General features: G+C 69.1%; 18 protein-coding genes. 10 read left to right on the forward strand and 8 right to left on the reverse strand.

The window, feature by feature from the left end:
* The first annotated feature begins 223 nt into the window (after positions 1-223).
* From fliE to Q3A80_RS22130, 6 genes are all read left to right on the forward strand, one after another.
* On the forward strand, positions 224-568 hold the full coding sequence (gene fliE / locus Q3A80_RS22105) for a flagellar hook-basal body complex protein FliE (RefSeq protein WP_446331000.1): 345 nt from the start codon (positions 224-226) through the stop codon (positions 566-568).
* Positions 569-822: 254 nt separating this feature from the next.
* Positions 823-1,257 (forward strand): flagellar export chaperone FliS, encoded by a 435-nt coding sequence (gene fliS, locus Q3A80_RS22110; RefSeq protein WP_446331001.1) that lies wholly within the window; start codon positions 823-825, stop codon positions 1,255-1,257.
* Positions 1,254-1,586, forward strand: a complete 333-nt coding sequence (locus Q3A80_RS22115) for a flagellar protein FliT (RefSeq protein WP_446331002.1) — start codon at positions 1,254-1,256, stop codon at positions 1,584-1,586. Before fliS ends, Q3A80_RS22115 begins: the two co-directional genes overlap by 4 nt.
* A 75-nt stretch (positions 1,587-1,661) precedes the next feature.
* A complete protein-coding gene (gene fliK, locus Q3A80_RS22120) occupies positions 1,662-3,041 on the forward strand; it encodes a flagellar hook-length control protein FliK (RefSeq protein WP_446331003.1) in 1,380 nt (459 codons plus the stop codon).
* Positions 3,038-3,358: an EscU/YscU/HrcU family type III secretion system export apparatus switch protein gene (locus Q3A80_RS22125; RefSeq protein WP_446331004.1), complete on the forward strand. Its 321-nt coding sequence runs from the start codon at positions 3,038-3,040 to the stop codon at positions 3,356-3,358. The genes fliK and Q3A80_RS22125 overlap by 4 nt, the downstream gene beginning before the upstream one ends.
* Before the next feature lie 269 nt (positions 3,359-3,627).
* On the forward strand, positions 3,628-4,362 hold the full coding sequence (locus Q3A80_RS22130) for a PepSY-associated TM helix domain-containing protein (protein WP_446331005.1): 735 nt from the start codon (positions 3,628-3,630) through the stop codon (positions 4,360-4,362).
* 74 nt (positions 4,363-4,436) lie between these two features.
* On the opposite strand, the gene Q3A80_RS22135 is transcribed toward Q3A80_RS22130, so the two are convergent.
* The 8 genes from Q3A80_RS22135 to Q3A80_RS22170 all read right to left on the reverse strand — a co-directional run bounded on the left by Q3A80_RS22135 (position 4,437) and on the right by Q3A80_RS22170 (position 12,534).
* Positions 4,437-5,462, reverse strand: coding sequence for an XdhC family protein (locus tag Q3A80_RS22135; RefSeq protein WP_446331006.1), 1,026 nt, complete (start codon positions 5,460-5,462; stop codon positions 4,437-4,439).
* Between the two features lie 287 nt (positions 5,463-5,749).
* Positions 5,750-7,156 (reverse strand): amino acid permease, encoded by a 1,407-nt coding sequence (locus Q3A80_RS22140; RefSeq protein WP_446331007.1) that lies wholly within the window; start codon positions 7,154-7,156, stop codon positions 5,750-5,752.
* A gap of 213 nt (positions 7,157-7,369) precedes the next feature.
* On the reverse strand, positions 7,370-8,026 hold the full coding sequence (gene rqpR, locus Q3A80_RS22145; RefSeq protein ID WP_446331008.1) for a response regulator transcription factor RqpR: 657 nt from the start codon (positions 8,024-8,026) through the stop codon (positions 7,370-7,372).
* 7 nt (positions 8,027-8,033) lie between these two features.
* Positions 8,034-8,849, reverse strand: a complete 816-nt coding sequence (gene rqpS / locus Q3A80_RS22150; protein WP_446331009.1) for a quorum system sensor histidine kinase RqpS — start codon at positions 8,847-8,849, stop codon at positions 8,034-8,036.
* A gap of 415 nt (positions 8,850-9,264) precedes the next feature.
* Entirely contained in the window at positions 9,265-10,035 is a 771-nt protein-coding gene (locus tag Q3A80_RS22155) for a ferredoxin--NADP reductase (protein WP_175928093.1), read from the reverse strand.
* A 299-nt stretch (positions 10,036-10,334) separates the two neighbouring features.
* On the reverse strand, positions 10,335-11,165 hold the full coding sequence (locus Q3A80_RS22160; RefSeq protein ID WP_446331010.1) for an endonuclease/exonuclease/phosphatase family protein: 831 nt from the start codon (positions 11,163-11,165) through the stop codon (positions 10,335-10,337).
* A 5-nt stretch (positions 11,166-11,170) separates the two neighbouring features.
* Positions 11,171-11,659 (reverse strand): hypothetical protein, encoded by a 489-nt coding sequence (locus Q3A80_RS22165; RefSeq protein ID WP_446331011.1) that lies wholly within the window; start codon positions 11,657-11,659, stop codon positions 11,171-11,173.
* A gap of 146 nt (positions 11,660-11,805) precedes the next feature.
* Positions 11,806-12,534: a nitroreductase gene (locus Q3A80_RS22170; protein ID WP_446331012.1), complete on the reverse strand. Its 729-nt coding sequence runs from the start codon at positions 12,532-12,534 to the stop codon at positions 11,806-11,808.
* A gap of 228 nt (positions 12,535-12,762) precedes the next feature.
* Between Q3A80_RS22170 and Q3A80_RS22175 the strand changes: the two genes are divergently transcribed.
* From Q3A80_RS22175 to Q3A80_RS22190, 4 genes are all read left to right on the forward strand, one after another.
* Positions 12,763-13,743 (forward strand): AAA family ATPase, encoded by a 981-nt coding sequence (locus Q3A80_RS22175; RefSeq protein ID WP_446331013.1) that lies wholly within the window; start codon positions 12,763-12,765, stop codon positions 13,741-13,743.
* A gap of 127 nt (positions 13,744-13,870) precedes the next feature.
* Positions 13,871-14,980, forward strand: coding sequence for an NAD(P)/FAD-dependent oxidoreductase (locus Q3A80_RS22180; RefSeq protein ID WP_446331014.1), 1,110 nt, complete (start codon positions 13,871-13,873; stop codon positions 14,978-14,980).
* 160 nt (positions 14,981-15,140) lie between these two features.
* Positions 15,141-15,452, forward strand: a complete 312-nt coding sequence (locus tag Q3A80_RS22185; RefSeq protein ID WP_040142448.1) for a high-potential iron-sulfur protein — start codon at positions 15,141-15,143, stop codon at positions 15,450-15,452.
* Positions 15,453-15,643: 191 nt separating this feature from the next.
* Positions 15,644-16,951, forward strand: coding sequence for an MFS transporter (locus Q3A80_RS22190; protein ID WP_446331015.1), 1,308 nt, complete (start codon positions 15,644-15,646; stop codon positions 16,949-16,951).
* Positions 16,952-17,045 lie beyond the last annotated feature (94 nt).

The following is a 17,045-nucleotide window of genomic DNA, read 5'->3' on the forward strand; positions in this document are numbered from 1 at the left end:
GACTGAGCCGCTCGGACGAGCGGACGGACAATGACACGATGCGATTATCGGGACCCGCGCGCGACTCCGATCGACCGAAAAGAGCGGGGTTTCCCCCGTACTTTCGCGGCTTTGGCGCGCGCCCCGCTGCTATCCTTTTTCGCGATCCGGCATGGTGCGCATCGTGCGGCGCCGGCGGACACGCCCGGTACGCCGGGTCACTTCTCTTATGTCTGGGGACAGCATGGCTGCCAACGTCAGCGGAATCGGTTCGGTGTTGCAACAGATGCAGGCGATGGCCGCGCAGGCGGGCGGCGGGGTCGCGAGCCCGACGGCCGCGCTTGCCGGCTCGGGCGCCGCGACCGCCGGCACGTTTGCGAGCGCGATGAAGGCGTCGCTCGACAAGATCAGCGGCGACCAGCAGCACGCGCTCGGCGAGGCGCACGCGTTCGAAATCGGCGCGGCGAACGTGTCGCTGAACGACGTGATGGTCGACATGCAGAAGGCCAACATCGGGTTCCAGTTCGGGCTGCAAGTCCGCAACAAGTTGGTGAGCGCTTACAACGACATCATGCAGATGTCGGTGTGACGAGGCAGGCAGGTCGGGGACGGGCGTCGGCGGCCGGGCCGCCCGGCGCGGGCAGCCAGGCCGCCCATCCGGCCGGATGCGGCACCGCTACGGCTCTGCGCTGACGGCCACGCGGCACCCGCCGCGGCGACGCCGGCCCACCCGTCCACCCGCCTAAAGCTTTTCAATTCCCTTCCGATAACTCCGGAACAAGGCCGCGCCATGCGATGCAGGGCGGCGGCCCCGCATAGCAAACGCATCACAAGGAGAAGCGCATGTTTTCCCCAGGACACGCTGGAGCCAATGCGTACGCGCGTGTCGGCGTCGAGACCGGGGTGATGGGCGCCTCCCCGCACCGGCTGATCGCGATGCTGTACCAGGGCGCACGGCAGGCCGTCGCGCTCGCGCGCATGCATTTGCAGCAAGGCAACGTGGCCGCACGCGGCGAAGCGATCGGCAAGGCGATCGGGATCGTCGAGAGCGGGTTGCAGGCGTCGCTCAACCGCGACGCGGGCGGCGACATCGCCGGGCGGCTCGACGCGCTGTACGCGTATATCGGCCGGCGCCTGCTGGAAGCCAACCTGCACGCGAGCGACGCGATGCTGGTCGAGGTCGACGGACTGCTCGCCACGCTCGAGGAAGCGTGGACGGGCATCGCGCCGGAAGTCGCCCGGATGGCCGCGCAACAAGCGGCGGACGCGGTGCGATGAATCTCAAGGCCGAATACTTCGCTCGCTACGAGGCGCTCGCGGCGGTGTCGGGCCGGATGCTGTGCGCCGCGCGCAGTGCCGACTGGAGCGCGCTGCCGGAGTTGCAGGCCGAATTCCTGCGACTCGTCGACGGGTTGAAGGAGGCCGATCCGGGCGTGGCGCTCGACGAAGCGGATCTCGGCCGCAAGCTGGCGCTGATCCGCCGGATCCTCGCCGACGACGCGGCGATCCGCGACCTCGCGAGCCCGGACGTCGCGCGGCTGTCCGCGCTGTTCGAGGCGCGGCGCTCGACCAAGGTGCTGACCGATCTGTACCGCGCGCGCGGGTAGTGCCCGATTGCCGGGGCGGCGGTCGCCGCGTGCCCGGATTCGCAACGAAGTGGCTGAGGTGAGCAGGCTCCGATCATGACCGGTATCGACTCCGTTGCGGCTGCCGTGCTGGCAAGCCGCCTGGACAGCCTGCTGACCGGCCCCGTGACCGCGCCCGCCGGCGGCGGCGCGACCGCGCAGGTCGGCACGCCGGGCGCGGGCGCGTCGTCGCCGTCGTCCACGGGTGCCGCGCCGGCCGCGCCGCCGGCGTCCGCGCAGACCGCGCTGTCCGAAGTCGCGCTCGTGCTCGATGCGATCTCGCGCTCGGGCGGCGCCGCGACGCCGGCGATCGCGGGACGCGCGCCGTTGCTCGCCGATCCGACCGTGCTGCTGAGTAGCGCAGCGCCCGTGGCGCCGGACGCCGCGCACCCATCCGCTCCCGCCGCGTCTTCCGCTGCGTCTTCCGCTGCTGCTTCCGCCGGCTCGCCGGCCGCCGACGTCGCGGCCGCGCGGGCGCTGGCCGCCGCGCCGCCCGTGGCTGCACTGCGAGCCGCGCTGGCGCAGGCCGTGAGCGAAAGCGGCCTGTTCTACGAATCTCATCTCGCGCAATGGCTGGCCGGCCAGCGCCCGCTTGACGCGCTGCTGCGCGAACCGCAGGCGCGGCTCGCGACCGTGCCGGTGCAGGCCGCCCCGGACGCCGCGCAACACGCGACACCCGACGAGCTCGACGAACTGCTCGCGCAGCGCCTGCCGTTGCCGGCGGCAGCCGCGCGCGCCGCCGTGCCGCCCGGCGCGACCGCGACGGCCGGGGCGGCTGCGCACCAGCTCGCGCAGACTCTGCCGAACGTGCAGGCGGCCAGCCGGCCAGGCGCGGCAGCGGGCGCGGCCGAGATGTCCGATCCGCTCGGCGATCATCCCGGCGCGCACTGGACGCCCGCGCGTGCCGAACTCGCCGCGGCATCGGCCGACCCGCAGGCGCAGGCATCGGCTCCGGTGCATCCGGCTGCCGTACCGCTGGTTCGCCAGCAACTCGACGCGCTCGCGACCGACCAGTTCCGCTGGGCGGGCGAAGCCTGGCCCGGCGCGCGCCTCGACTGGACGATCGAGCCCGACGATCCGGGCGGGCACGCGTCGCGCAGCGGCGACGACACGGGCGACGGCATCGCGTGGCGCACACGGCTGACGCTGACGCTGCCGTCGCTCGGCACGGTCGACGCGGAGCTGGTGTTGAACGGCAAGCAGCTCGTCGCGCGGCTGCGCGCGAATTCGGCCGGCGCCGACCGCCTCACGCGCAACGAAGCCGCGCTGCGGCAGCGCTTCGAGGGCTCGGGTCTGCAACTCGGCGGGCTGTCGATCCGCGCGGTCGGCGACGAACCGGACGGCTTCGATCCGCTCGTCGCGCAGGCGGCAGCCGCCGCGTATGCGCGCAGCGCGGCCGGCGGCACGCCGCACCCCGACGACGAGGTGCCGCGATGAGCATGGCCGCCCGCAAGCGCGCGGCCGCGCTCGTCTACGATCCGAAGGGCGGCGATACCGCGCCGCGGGTAGTCGCGAAGGGCTACGGCCTGCTCGCCGAGATGATCGTCGCCCGCGCGCGCGATGCGGGGCTGTACGTGCATACGGCACCGGAGATGGTGTCGCTGCTGATGCAGGTCGACCTCGACGACCGGATTCCGCCGCAGCTGTACCAGGCCGTCGCCGATCTGCTCGCGTGGCTGTACGCGCTCGATCGCAGCGAGCCCGTGCCGGACGACGCCGCGCCGCGCTTCCCGCTGCCGCCGCTGCGCCGCTGAGCGGCCGCAGACGCCCGAATTCTTGCGAAACGCTGTCGTGGCCTTTCGCGACGATTTCTCCGCCATCTTCGTCCATCGAACTGCGATTCGTCCGCGTTCAACGCCTATCGCCTGCGATCTCCGCCATTTCCCCCGCGTCGGCGCGTGCGCGCGCCGATTGAGCCGGCACGTCATTTATGTAATGATATTCATTCTCATCTCATGACGCCGCGGGCGGTGCACGTTTCTCCGTGCGCCGCCCGTTGCTTTGAACGAATGGAAGCTTTCGCGTGAACGCGCCCGAAACGATTGCCCCGCCGCAGGCGGGTACGCCCGCCGCGGGCGTCACCGTGCTGCATCCGGCCGCACGTCCCCTGAGCGACGCCGCACGCGCGGCGCGCCTCCACCGGTCGCGCCGTGCGACCTTCATCAAGTGGCTGCGCAAGGTGCACGGCTGGGTCGGGCTATGGGGCGCGGTGCTCGGATTGCTGTTCGGCGTGACGGGCGTGCTGCTCAATCACCGCGCGCCGCCGCTGAAGATCCCGACCGGCGAGCCGCAAGTCGAGCAGATGCAGATCGCGTTGCCCGATCCCGCGCCGAAGTCGCCGGCCGCGATGACGAAATGGCTGCAGCAGGAACTGCACTTCGACGGCCGGCCGGGCCGCATGCGCAAGGAGCCCGCGCAGCCGGTCGCATGGGGCGACCGGCGCGTGATGCAGCCCGAGCACTGGCAGATGGGTCTGTTCGGGCCGCACCAGAGCCTGCAGGCGGAATACTGGGTCGGCAACGGCTACGTGTCGGTGAAGCGCACCGGCAACACGTTCCTGACGACGCTGAACAACCTGCATCGCGGTGTCGGCATGAATCTCGGCTGGGTGCTGCTGATGGACACGATCGCGGGTTCGCTGATCCTGCTGTCGCTGACGGGTGTGCTGCTGTGGACCGAGCTGAACAAGCGCCGTACGGTCGGCGTCGTGCTGGTGGTCGGCTCGGTCGCCGCGGCGCTCGCGGCGGGCCTGGCCTGACGGGTGAAACGCGCCGGCGTGCGGCCGGCGCAAGATAGGCACTCAAACGCGGCGGCCGTGCGCCGCGCCCGGTCTCAAAGGCCGCAGGTCGCGCCGTTGTTGGCCGCGATTTCGCGCGCGGCCTTCGCTCCCTCGACCTGCAGGATCGTCGGCAGCGACACGTTGTTCTTCGCCGCGGTGACTTCCGCGAGGATCGAGATCGCGATTTCCGGCGGCGTGCGGCTGCCGATGTAGATGCCGGCGGGCCCGTGCAGCCGCGCGAGTTCCGCGTCGGTCAGGTCGAATTCCAGCAGCCGCTCGCGGCGCGCCGCATTGTTGCGCCGCGAACCGAGCGCGCCCACGTAGAACGCGGGCGTCTTCAGTGCCTCCATCAGCGCGAGATCGTCGAGCTTCGGGTCGTGCGTGAGCGCGATCACCGCCGAACGCGCGTCGAGCTTCATGTCGAGCACCGTATCGTCGGGCATCGTGTGCACGACGCGCGTGCCGGCGACGTCCCATGCATCGGTATATTCGTCACGCGGATCGCAGACCGTCACCTGATAGTCGAGCCCGACCGCGATCTGGCACAGATAGCGCGACAACTGCCCCGCGCCGATCACGAGCATCCGGTAGCGCGGCCCGTGGATCGTCACGAGCCGTTCGCCGTCGAACGCCAGCCCGTCGGTCGCCTGCGCGGGCGTCAGCGATGCGCGGCCGGTCGCGAGCGTCATCGTGCGCGTGACGAGCCGGCCGGCTTCGACTTCCGCACACAACGCCGCGATTCCGCTGTCGCGCGTGAGCGGCTCCAGCACCAGCTGGATCGTGCCGCCGCAGGGCAGCCCGAAGCGGTGCGCTTCCTCGGCCGTCACGCCGTACTTGACGGCTTCCGGACGCGCATCGGCCGCGATTCCGCTTGCATGCACGCGGGCGATCAGGTCGTCCTCGATACAGCCGCCGGACACGGAGCCGACGACGAGCCCGTCCTCGCGCACCGCGAGCATCGCGCCCTCGGGGCGCGGCGACGAGCCCCACGTCTTCACGACCGTCACGAGCAGCACGCGGCGCCCTTCGTCGAGCCAGCGCGCGCTGGATTTCAGTACATCGAGATCGACGCTTTCCATCATGTTTTCCTGTTGCCGGAGGCCCGCCGAGGCGGACCGTCGTTCGATGGCGCGATTATGAACCGCCGGGCGCGCACGTGCAGGCAGCGGGCGCGTCGTTCGCGCAAATCCGGACGATCGGGCAAGACATCGGGACGATCAGGCAGCTTGCACGCACGGGCGCGGCGCCTGCCCGGCGGCCTGGAGGCGGAAGAGGGGAAGACACGCGGACCGCACGGGGGCCGGAGAGGGATGGCGCCGTGCGGCAGCGGACCGCCGCGCGCGGCATGCGCGCGCGGCGGCGCGGATCAGTGCGCGTCGTGCTGGCCGCGCGCGAGCTTCGAGTGGTGTCGCGAATACAGGAAGTAGATCACGAGGCCGATCACGAGCCAGATGCCGAACGCCGCCCACGTGACGGGCTGCAGGTTCAGCATCAGGAACAGGCACGCGCCGACCGCGAGGATCGGCACCACCGGCACGCCGGGGCAGCGGAACGCGCGCGGCAGTTCCGGGTGCGTGCGGCGCAGCACCAGCACCGCGATCGACACCATCGAGAAGGCGGCGAGCGTGCCGATGTTGATCAGCTCGGCGAGCACGTTGAGCGGCACGAGCGCGGCGATCAGCCCGAAGAACAGGCCGACGAGCCAGGTCGTCAGGAACGGTGTCGCGTAGCGCGGATGCACGCGCGACAGCGTGGCCGGCAGCAGCCCGTCGCGCGACATCGCGAAGATGATCCGCGTCTGGCCGTAACTCATCACGAGGATCACGGTCAGCATCCCGAGCACCGCGCCGAGGTCGATGAAGCCCGCGACCCACTTCTCGCCGGCGATCTGCAGCGCATACGAGATCGGATGCGACACGTTCGCGTACTGGGCCGACGGGACGATGCCGGTCGCGACCGCCGCGACCGTCACGTACAGCACCGCGCACACCGCGAGCGACGCGATGATGCCGATCGGCAGGTCGCGCTTCGGGTTCTTCACTTCCTCGGCCGCCGACGACACCGCATCGAAGCCGATGAACGCGAAGAACATCACGGCCGCCGCGCCGAACACGCCGTTCCAGCCGTGCGGCATGAACGGCTTCCAGTTCGCGGGCGTCACGTGGAACAGGCCGACCGCGATCACGAGCAGCACCACCGACACCTTGATGAACACCATCACGTTGTTGATGCGGGTCGACTCGCGGATGCCGATCGACAGCAGCGTCGTGATCACCAGCATCACGAGGAACGCGGGCAGGTTGAACCACGTGACGACGCCCGGAATCGCGCCGGGCGCGGCGGTCAGCACGGTCGGCAGCGAAAGCCCGAAGCCCTGCAGCAGCGACTGAAGATAGCCCGACCAGCCGACCGACACGGCCGACGCCGCGAGGCCGTATTCGAGCATCAGGTCCCAGCCGATGATCCACGCGACCAGCTCGCCGAGCGTCGCGTACGAATACGTGTAGATCGAACCCGCGACCGGGATCGTCGACGCGAACTCGGCGTACGACAGCGCCGCGAGGCCGCACGCGATCGCGGCGATCACGAACGACAGCATCAGCGCCGGGCCGGCCTGCACGGCGCCCGTGCCGGTCAGCACGAAGATGCCGGTGCCGATGATCGCGCCGATGCCGAGGAAGGTGAGGTCGATTGCGCCGAGCGCTTTCTTGAGCCCGGCGCCGTGCGCGCCGGCGATCATGCGATCGACGTTTTTCTTGCGGAAGAGGGACATTGCGGATGAGTCTCCAGCGCGCGCGAACCCGGCGGCGCCGACTGAGTGAAAACCCGGAATTTTAGCCGATTTGGCGCGGAAGACCCGTTGCGGCGCAGCGGTGCGTGCGGGAATCGTCCGATAAAACAAGCGCTTGCGCGCGATCGGCGGCGGCCGGGCCGGCGCCGGGCATGCCGGCGCGGCGAATCGCGCGCGTGCGGCGACGCCGGCGGATCACGCGCCCGACGCGGGCGCCATGTCGACGAGCCGGTTGCTCATCACGTAGAACGTGAGTTCCGCGTTGTTCGACAGCCGCATCTTCTCGAGCAGCCGCGACCGGTACACGCTGACCGTCTTCACCGACAGCGACAGCGTGTTCGCGATGTCGGTGAGGCGCTTGCCGGACGCGAGCATGCAGAGCGTCTGGTATTCGCGGTCGGACAGCTTCTCGTGCGGCAGCGGTTCGTTCTCGAACGACACGTATTCGGCGAGCGCCTCGGCCATCGCCGGGCTCACGTACTTGCGGCCCGCCGCGACCTGCTGGATCGCGCCGATCATCTGCGCGGCATTCACCGTCTTCGACAGGTAGCCGGCCGCGCCGGCCTTCAGCGCGCGTACCGCGTACTGGTCCTCGCGGTACATCGAGAACATCAGCACCGGCGTCGCGGGCAGCTTGCGCTTGATGCGCTTGAGCAGCTCGATGCCGTTCGTGTCGGGCAGCGAGATGTCGAGCAGGATCACGTCGAAGGTGTCGCGGTCGATCGCGGCGACCGCGTCCGCGCCGGTCTCGGCTTCGGTCACGTCGCGCGCGACGCCGCGGTCGACCAGCAGATGGCGGATCCCTTGCCGGACGATCGCGTGATCGTCCACGAGCAGGATGTTCAGGCTCATGGCGACCTCAGCGCGACGTGCGGCGCGCGGCGGCCGGCACCGCGAACAGCGAATCCCACGCGAAGCGCGCGGTGACGCGCGTGCCGCGGCCCGATGCCGGCGTGCCCGCGTCGAAGCTGCCGCCGAACGCCTCGCAGCGCGCGCGCATGCCGGCGAGGCCGTAGCCGGCGCGCCGGCTGCGGGAGAAACCGGTCCCATCGTCGGTGACGATCAGGGACAGATGCGTGCCGTCCGTGTCGATCCGCACGTCGACGGACGCCGCGCGCGCATGCTTCGCGACGTTCGACAGCGCTTCCTGCGCGACGCGGAAAATCGCGAGCGCGCTCGCGCCGCCGAGCTGCGTGAGCCGCGCGTCGGCCGCGCACACGAAGCTCGTGCGCAGGCCCGTGCGTGCCGCGTGGCTGTCGACCCACGTCGACAACGCGCCGACGAGGCCGCCGTCGAGCGCCGGCGTGTCGCGCTCGTCGATCAGCCGGCGGTTCGCGTCGGTCGCCGCGTCGAGCGCCCGCTGCGCGAGTTCGAGCGCACGCATGCAGCCGTCCGGCGCATCGGCCGGCAGCCAGGTCTGAACGTTGGCGAGCGCGAATCGTGCGGCGGTGAGTTCGGCGCCGAGCCCGTCATGCAGCTCGCCGGCCAGATGGCGGCGCGCCGCTTCGTCGGCGACCATCAGTTGGGTGGACAGCGCCGCGATCCGGGCAGCGCAAGCGTCGCGTTTGGGGAGAGCATCGGCCATGACGGCAGTCGCGGCGCAGCCGTGTGCGAGCTGCTGCCGCGACGGGAACGGGGCGTGGGCGCCGGGGGGCGCGTTGAGCGACGTATCCATGACTCTCCCTGCTGTCAGAAAGCGGTTCAGACACCGGCTTGGCTGCGTGGATCGGCTGCCGGTTCGATGACGGCCGCCGCCAGAGAATCGCCCATGCCGAGGTAACAAAAGTTACATCTCGTAACGTTTGAGTCCGACCCTCCAATGGTCGCCCGATCGGCGGCCACGCGGGGCGAATAATATCTCAAAAATTTGGAAAACGTCATGCTGGGCGGACATTTAAGGGTAAATGTGAATAATCGGAATGAAGGTGTTGTAGGAAAAACACCGACAGGAAAGCACGCGCCCCGGCCGTATCAAAATGTAACTATTTGAGATGAGATGGTCCCAGTTTGTTACGAATTCGCCAAGTCAGGACGAAAAAAAACCGGAGCTTTCGCTCCGGTTCTTGATGCGGCACAAATTCGGGGATCGATCAGTCCACGAAGGCGCGCTCGATCACGTAATGACCCGGTGCGCTGTTCTTGCCTTCGACGAGGCCGGCCTGCTTCAGCAGGTCCGTCGTGTCCTTCAGCATCGCGGTGCTGCCGCACAGCATCACGCGGTCGTTTTCCGGCGAGAACGCCGGCACGCCGAGATCCGTGAACAGCTTGCCCGTCGCGATCAGGTCGGTGATCCGGCCCTCATTGTCGAACGCTTCACGCGTGACCGTCGGGTAGTAGACGAGCTTTTCCTTGATGATGTCGCCGAGGTATTCGTGGCCCGGCAGGTCGTGCTTGATGTAGTCCATGTACGCGAGTTCGCCCTTCAGGCGGCACGTGTGCGTCAGGATGACCTTGTCGAAGCGGTCGTAGATGTCCGGGTCGCGGATGATCGACATGAACGGCGCGAGGCCCGTGCCGGTCGACAGCATCCACAGCGTCTTGCCGGGCAGCAGGTTGTCGGCGACGAGCGTGCCGGTCGGCTTCTTGCCGATCAGCACGGTGTCGCCGACCTTCAGGTGCTGCAGGCGCGACGTCAGCGGGCCGTTCTGGACCTTGATGCTGAAGAATTCGAGGTGCTCTTCGTAGTTCGGGCTGACGATCGAGTAGGCGCGCGCGAGCGGCTTGCCGTCGACCTCGAGGCCGACCATCGTGAATTCGCCGTTGTTGAAGCGCAGGCTCGGCTCACGGGTGCAGGTGAAGCTGAAAAGCGTGTCGGTCCAGTGATGGACGGATTGGACGGTGGCGGTGTCGTATTTGCTCATGGCTTTGAAAACGGACGCGCGTAGCGGACGCGTGTAACGGGCCCAAAAACGGGCAAAAAAACCGAGTGCGTCGGCCCGATCGCGGATCGGCCGGCCGGCGCGTCGGACACGCGCCCTCTCGATGACAGACGTTTGAGTAACTCGGTATTTTACCCTGCTTGGGGCAGATGCGGGCTTGACCCGCGCGGCTGCGCGGATTTGGCACAACGCATCATTTCAGCGAGCTTTCAGCGATCGGCCGCGAGCTTCGCGCCGAGACCGGCGAGCGCGGCGCCGCACAGTGCGCCGCGCGGCCGCGCTCACTGCGCGGCAGGCGGCGCCGGATCGAGCCGCAGCCGCGCGATATACGGCAGGTGATCGGACAGCCACGCGGTTTCGCCGGACGGCGCCTGCCATTCGAGCGGCGTCAGCCCGCGCACGAACATCTTGTCGAGCGCGAGCGCCGGCGAGAACGCGGGAAACGTGCGGCCCGACTGGCCGAGCAGCGTCGCGACTTCGGACAGCCCGATCTCGCCGAACAGCGCGACCGAATCGTTGCGCCAGTCGTTGAAGTCGCCGGCGAGCACGAGCGGCTCGTCGCCCGCGTTGCGCACGATCCAGTGCGCGATCCAGTGCATCTGGCGCAGCCGCGCGGCGCGCGTGAGCGCGAGGTGCGCGCACAGCAGCGTGACCGGGCGCGAACCGGCGAGCGTCGCCCGCGCGACCAGCAGCCCGCGCCGCTCGAAGCGGTGCGCGGAGATGTCCCAGCGGCCGCCGAGGTCGAGCGGATGCGGCGACAGGATCGCGTTGCCGTGCCGCCACGACGGCTTGAACACGTTCGGCCCGAGCGCGATCTGCCAGTCGAGCGCCTGCGCGATCTCGGTGGCCTGGCAGTGCCACACGTCGTCGACCGCGTCGTCGATCGGCGCGCCGAAGCCGGTGGCGAGCATCGGGCGCGGCATGCGGCGCGCCATCGCTTCCTGCAGAAAATACACGTCGGCGTGCGTCGACTGCATCCAGTTGCGCATCGCGTTCCATGCGGTGAAGCCGAGCGGCGAGCGGCCCTTGTGCAGGTTCCAGCTGACCGCGGTGATTTCGTCGGGGGCCGCGTGCGGTTCGGCGAACGGCAAGGCCAGGGCGTCGGCGGACATGGCGCTCAGTCCTTTGCGACGTGCGCACGCACGCGATAGACGAGATGCGGACGCTGCTCGACGAGCGTCCAGTCGGTCCACGCGTCGGCGCCGACCGCGAGCCCCGGATGGCTCGCGACGATCTGCCGCGGCGACGCGGGCAGGCATGGATCGCTGCGCGTCGCGGTTTCGTCGTCGAGCGTTTCCTGCACGTCGAGCGCGAGCGACACGGTGTGCGCGGCGTCGTCGACGGTCAGCGGCGCGACCGTGATCGAGCGCGAGCGCTCGGTCGGCACGACGCGCGCGGCGTTGCCGCAGCCGACGGGCACGGCGGACGGATAGCGATGGGTGTCGGTACGGGTTTGGCCGACGGTGGTGCGCTGCTGGAACGTGTCGATCGTCTGACCGTCGCGCACCACCTGGATCTCCCACGCGACGACCGCCGGTGCGGGGCTCTGCGCATGGGCCGCGAGCGCGACGCTCGCAAGCAGGACGGCCAGGCCGTGTTTCAGCATGGAACTTCTCCGGAAACGCGGGATAGCGGGGAACGGACGCACATCTTACGCCCGATCGATTTGGACGGTGGTGTGACCGGATCCGTCGCGGCAGGTTCGCAGCACGATCCGGTCCTGATCGAAAGGTAGGTGCATGCCGCGCGTTTTCAAGCGTAAAAGCGCGCGAACTCGGCCACGCCCGCACGCTCGGTGACGAGGCGGTTCTCGATCGCGTCCGGATCCGCATGGCCGAGCGACATTCCGCACACGAGCTGTTCGTTCGCGGGGATGTCGAGATGCTCGGCGACGATCCGGTGAAACGGCACGAACGCGGCTTGCGGACAGGTATCGAGGCCGCGTGCGCGCGCGGCCGTCATCACGCCGTGCAGGAACATCCCGCAGTCCAGCCAGGCGCCGTGCGTCATGATGCGGTCGAGCGTGAAGAACAGTGCGACCGGCGCGTCGAAGAAGCGGAAGTTGCGCGCGTGCTGCGCGTGCATGCGCGCCTTTTCGTCGCGGCCGATGTTCAACAGCCCGTACAGGTCCCAGCCGACCTTGCGGCGCCGGTCGACATACGGCGACACCCATTCGCGCGGATAGTAATCGTACTCGGCGACGTATTTCTCGTCGCGCGCCGGATCGTCGTAGGCGGCGGTGAGGGCCGCGGCGAGCGCGTCGCGCGTTGCGCCGGTCGCGACGTACACGTGCCACGGCTGGATGTTGGTGCCCGACGGCGCGCGGCTCGCGGCTTCGAGGATCGCCTCGAGCGTGTCGCGCGGCACCGGCGTGGGCAGGAACGCGCGAATCGAGCGGCGCGACTTGAGCGCGTCGTCTACGGCTTCGACGGCGCGATTGGCGTCGGCGTCGACGCGCGGTTCGGCAGCGGGAACGGACATCGGCAACCCTTCGAAACGGAGCGCGCGGCGCCGCACGGGCGCCGCCGGCAATCCCGGCGCGACGGCCGGTGAACCGTCGATGATACGCCGCGCCGCACGACGCTGCAGTGCGCGCGCGGTGTTAGCAGCAGACGCCGGCGGCTGCTTGCTTGCGCCCGACGGCGGGATCGCTACACTGAAATCGTAAGGGTCTGATGAGTGTGTGACGGCAGCAGTAGCGAGGTTGGTATGACGACGGCGATGGTGAAACAGGAACTGGCGGTGGCGTCCTTCAGCACGGTGTACGACCTCGAGCAGGTCGAGACGGCGTTGAACGACCTGAACGAGAGCGCGAGCGATGCACTGCGCGCCACTTACGAGCGGATGCTCAAGACCGGCAATCTGCGCTTTTGCGTGAAGCCGAACCGGATGCCGTCGTTCGACGAACTCGGCGACGCGCTGCCCAATTTCACCGAGCCGCTCGGCGACGTGCGCAAGCAGGTCGCGCTGTGCCTCGAAACGGAAGACCGGCTCGAACTGATGCCGATCCTGCTGCTGGGGCCGCCGGGGATCGGCAAGACGCATTTCGCGAAGGCACTCGCGCAGCTGCTCGGCACTGCGTATCACTACGTGCCGATGAGTTCGCTGACGGCCGGCTGGATCCTGTCGGGCGCGTCGTCGCAGTGGAAGAACGCGAAGCCCGGCAAGGTGTTCGATGCGCTCGTCAACGGCAGCTACGCGAATCCGGTGATCGCGGTCGACGAGATCGACAAGGCCGGCAGCGACGCGCAATACGATCCGCTCGGCGCGCTGTACGCGCTGCTCGAGCACGACACCGCGCGCGCATTCGTCGACGAATTCGCCGAAGTGCCGATCGATGCGGGCAACGTGATCTGGATCGCGACCGCGAACGACGCGCACGCGATTCCGGAGCCGCTGTTGAACCGGATGAACGTGTACGAGATCGCGCCGCCGGATGCCGCGGGCGCGCGGCGGATCGCGCGGACGATCTACGACGAGATCCGCTCGTCGCACGCGTGGGGCCGCCGCTTCCCCGACACGCTCGACGACGACGTGCTCGACGTGCTGGCCGCGACACCGCCGCGCACGATGCGCCGCGCGCTGTTGCACGCGTTCGGCGCCGCGCGGCTCGATGGCCGCGACGTGATCGCACCCTCCGACATTCGCGCGGACGAGGGCGCGGCGAAGCGCCGGCCGATCGGATTCTGAGCGGGGCGGTGCGCGTCGGGCGCCGCCGGTCCGCGCGTATACATGGATGCGGATGCACCGGCGGGCGGGCGAACCGGGACGTACAATTATCATCTCTCCCCTCGACGCATGAGCGACGCGAAACGCTATGGAGCAGATGGATTGTGTGGTGATCGGCGCGGGCGTCGTCGGTCTGGCGATCGCGCGCGAGCTGGCTGTACGCGGGCGCGAGACGATCGTGCTCGAGGCGGCCGACGCGATCGGCACGAGCACGAGTTCGCGCAACAGCGAGGTGATCCACGCGGGGCTGTACTATCCGCGCGGCTCGCTGAAGGCGACGTCGTGCGTGCACGGGCGCGATCTGCTGTACGAATTCTGCGACACGCATCACGTGCCGCACCGGCGCGTGGGCAAGCTGGTCGTCGCGACGAGCGCCGCGCAGGTGAAGCAGTTGAAGGCGATCGCCGCGCGCGCGGCGGAAAACGGCGTGCTCGACCTGATGCCGCTCACGCGCACCGAAGCGCAGACGCTCGAGCCCGCGCTCGAATGCGTGGAGGCGCTGTTCTCGCCGAGCACCGGTATCGTCGACAGCCACCAGCTGATGCTCGCGCTGCTCGGCGACGCCGAGCGCAACGGCGCGATGTGCGCGCTGAAATCCCCGGTCGAGTCGATCGACGTGCTGCGCGGCGGCCGCTTCGTCGTACGCACCGGCGGCGACGCGCCGACCGAAATCGAGGCCGCATGCGTGATCAACAGCGCGGGCCTCGGCGCGCAGGCGCTCGCACGCCGCACGCGCGGGCTCGACCCGCGCTGGGTGCCGCCGCTCTATCTCGCGCGCGGCAACTATTTCAGCCTGTCCGGGCGCGCGCCGTTCTCGCACCTCGTCTATCCGATGCCCGACCGGGCCGGGCTCGGCGTGCACCTGACGCTCGATCTCGGCGGCCAGGCGCGCTTCGGGCCGGACGTCGAATGGATCGATGCGCTGCGCTACGAAGTCGATCCGGCGCGTGCTCACGCGTTCTACGCGTCGATCCGCGCGTACTGGCCGGAACTGCCCGACGACGCGCTGCAGCCGGCGTACGCCGGGATCCGGCCGAAGCTCGCGGGGCCCGGCGAGCCGCCGGCCGACTTCATCGTGCAGGGCGCCGCGCAGCACGGCGTGCGCGGGCTCGTGAACCTGTTCGGCATCGAGTCGCCGGGGCTGACCGCGTCGCTCGCGCTCGCGCAGCGGGTCGGCGACATGACGTCGCATGCATGACGGAACCGGCCCGCGCGTGCGGAGCGGCCGCGTGAGCCGGCCGTGTGAAATCCCTTATCTCCGGCATTTCGGCGCGCACATTTATCCGCTTGACGGTTATTCTGTCGAACGGCCGTCGCCAGAACGGCTTTCAAACCGATAACGTTGGAGCGAGTCCCCCATGAAAGCAACCCGTCGGAGTTTCCTGATCACGAGCATTGGCGCGGTGTCCGCGCTGGCGCTGTCGCGCGAAGCGCTGGCCGATGCGCCGATGCTGTCGGAAACGGATCCGACCGCAGTGGCGCTCGGCTACAAGGCCGATGCCACGAAGGTCGACAAGACGAAGTATCCGAAATACGCAGCGGGCCAGGATTGCGCGGCCTGCATGCTGTACCAGGGCAAGAAGGGCTCGGCTTCGGGCCCGTGCGGCGCGTTCCCCGGCAAGCAGGTGTCGGCGAAGGGCTGGTGCAGCGCTTTCTCGAAGATGGGCTGATGCCCGCGGCGGCATCATGCGATGCCGCAATGTGGCGAAAACCGCAAAACGCCCGCCATCGGACGATGGCGGGCGTTTTTTATGCTTGAAATCGGTTCCGTCGCTTTCTACACTCGCTGCACACCAGCGCGCCGCGGCCACCCCGCGCGCCGCACCGCCCGACACGGCGAATTCACGAGGACGAGGCACGCATGGCGACGATTGCGAATTCAACGAAAACGGTCCGGCCCGAGCGTGCGCTGAACCGGCGTGCGGTCGCGGCAGCCGTGATCGGCAACGCGCTCGAGTGGTACGACTTCACGGTGTTCGGCTTCATGACGGTCGTGATCGCCGAGCTGTTCTTCCCGACGTCCAGCGAATACTCGTCGCTGCTGCTGACTACCGCGACGTTCGGCGTCGCGTTCTTCATGCGCCCGATCGGCGGCATCGTGTTCGGCCTGTATGCGGACCGCGCGGGCCGCAAGGCCGCGCTGTCGCTCGTGATCCTGCTGATGACGGCCGGCATCTTCCTGCTCGCGATTGCGCCGCCGTACGCGGCGATCGGCATCGGCGGCCCGCTGCTGATCGTGCTCGGCCGCCTGCTGCAGGGCTTCTCCGCCGGCGGTGAATTCGGCAGCGCGACCGCACTGCTGATCGAAGCCGCACCGTTCTCGAAACGCGGCTTCTACGGCAGCTGGCAGATGGCGAGCCAGGCGGCCGCGCTGCTGATCGGCGCGCTGGTCGGCGCGGCCGTCACGCGCGGGCTGTCGCCCGACGCGCTGCGCAGCTGGGGCTGGCGCGTGCCGTTCATTCTCGGGCTCGTGATCGGCCCGATCGGCTTCTATATCCGCCGCCATCTCGCCGATTCCGAAGCATTCCTGCATGCACAGCAAAGCGCGCGCCGCGCGACGCTCGGCGAAGTGTTCACGCGCCATCCGCGCGAGGTGCTGTGCGGGCTCGGCTCGGTGATCGCGCTGACGGTGACCATCTACGTGCTGATCAGCTATCTGCCGACCTTCGCGGTGAAGCAGCTGAAGCTGCCGTATGCGGAGTCGTTCTACGCGGTGATCGCCGGCAATCTGCTGCTGATGGTGCTGTCGCCGATTGCCGGCGCGTGGTCGGACCGCATCGGCCGCAAGGGGCTGTCGCTGTGGTCGCTGGTGCTGACGCTCGCGCTGATGTATCCGCTGTTCGCGTGGCTCGACGCGGCGCCGAGCATCGGCCGGCTGATCGCGGTGCAGGCGATCCTGTCGGTGACGCTCGCCGGCTATTACGGGCCGTTCGGCGCAATGATCGCCGAGCTGTTCCCGGCCAACGTGCGCTCGACCGGGCTGTCGATCGCGTACAACGTCGCCGTGATGCTGTTCGGCGGCTTCGGCCAGTTCATCGTCACGTGGCTGATCAAGGTGACGGGCACGCCGCTCGCGCCCACCTATTACGTGATGGCGGGGCTCGCGCTGTCGATCGTCGCGGTCGCGTTCGTACCGGCACGCAGCGCGGATCTCGACGCGCCGGCGTGACGGCGCACGACCTTGCACGCATCGCATCGTTTCAGAAAACGTAACGATCGCCACCGTCCTCCGGAAAACGCGCGCGAAAACCGTGTGACGCGCG

The organism is Burkholderia sp. SR8, assembly GCF_052851275.1.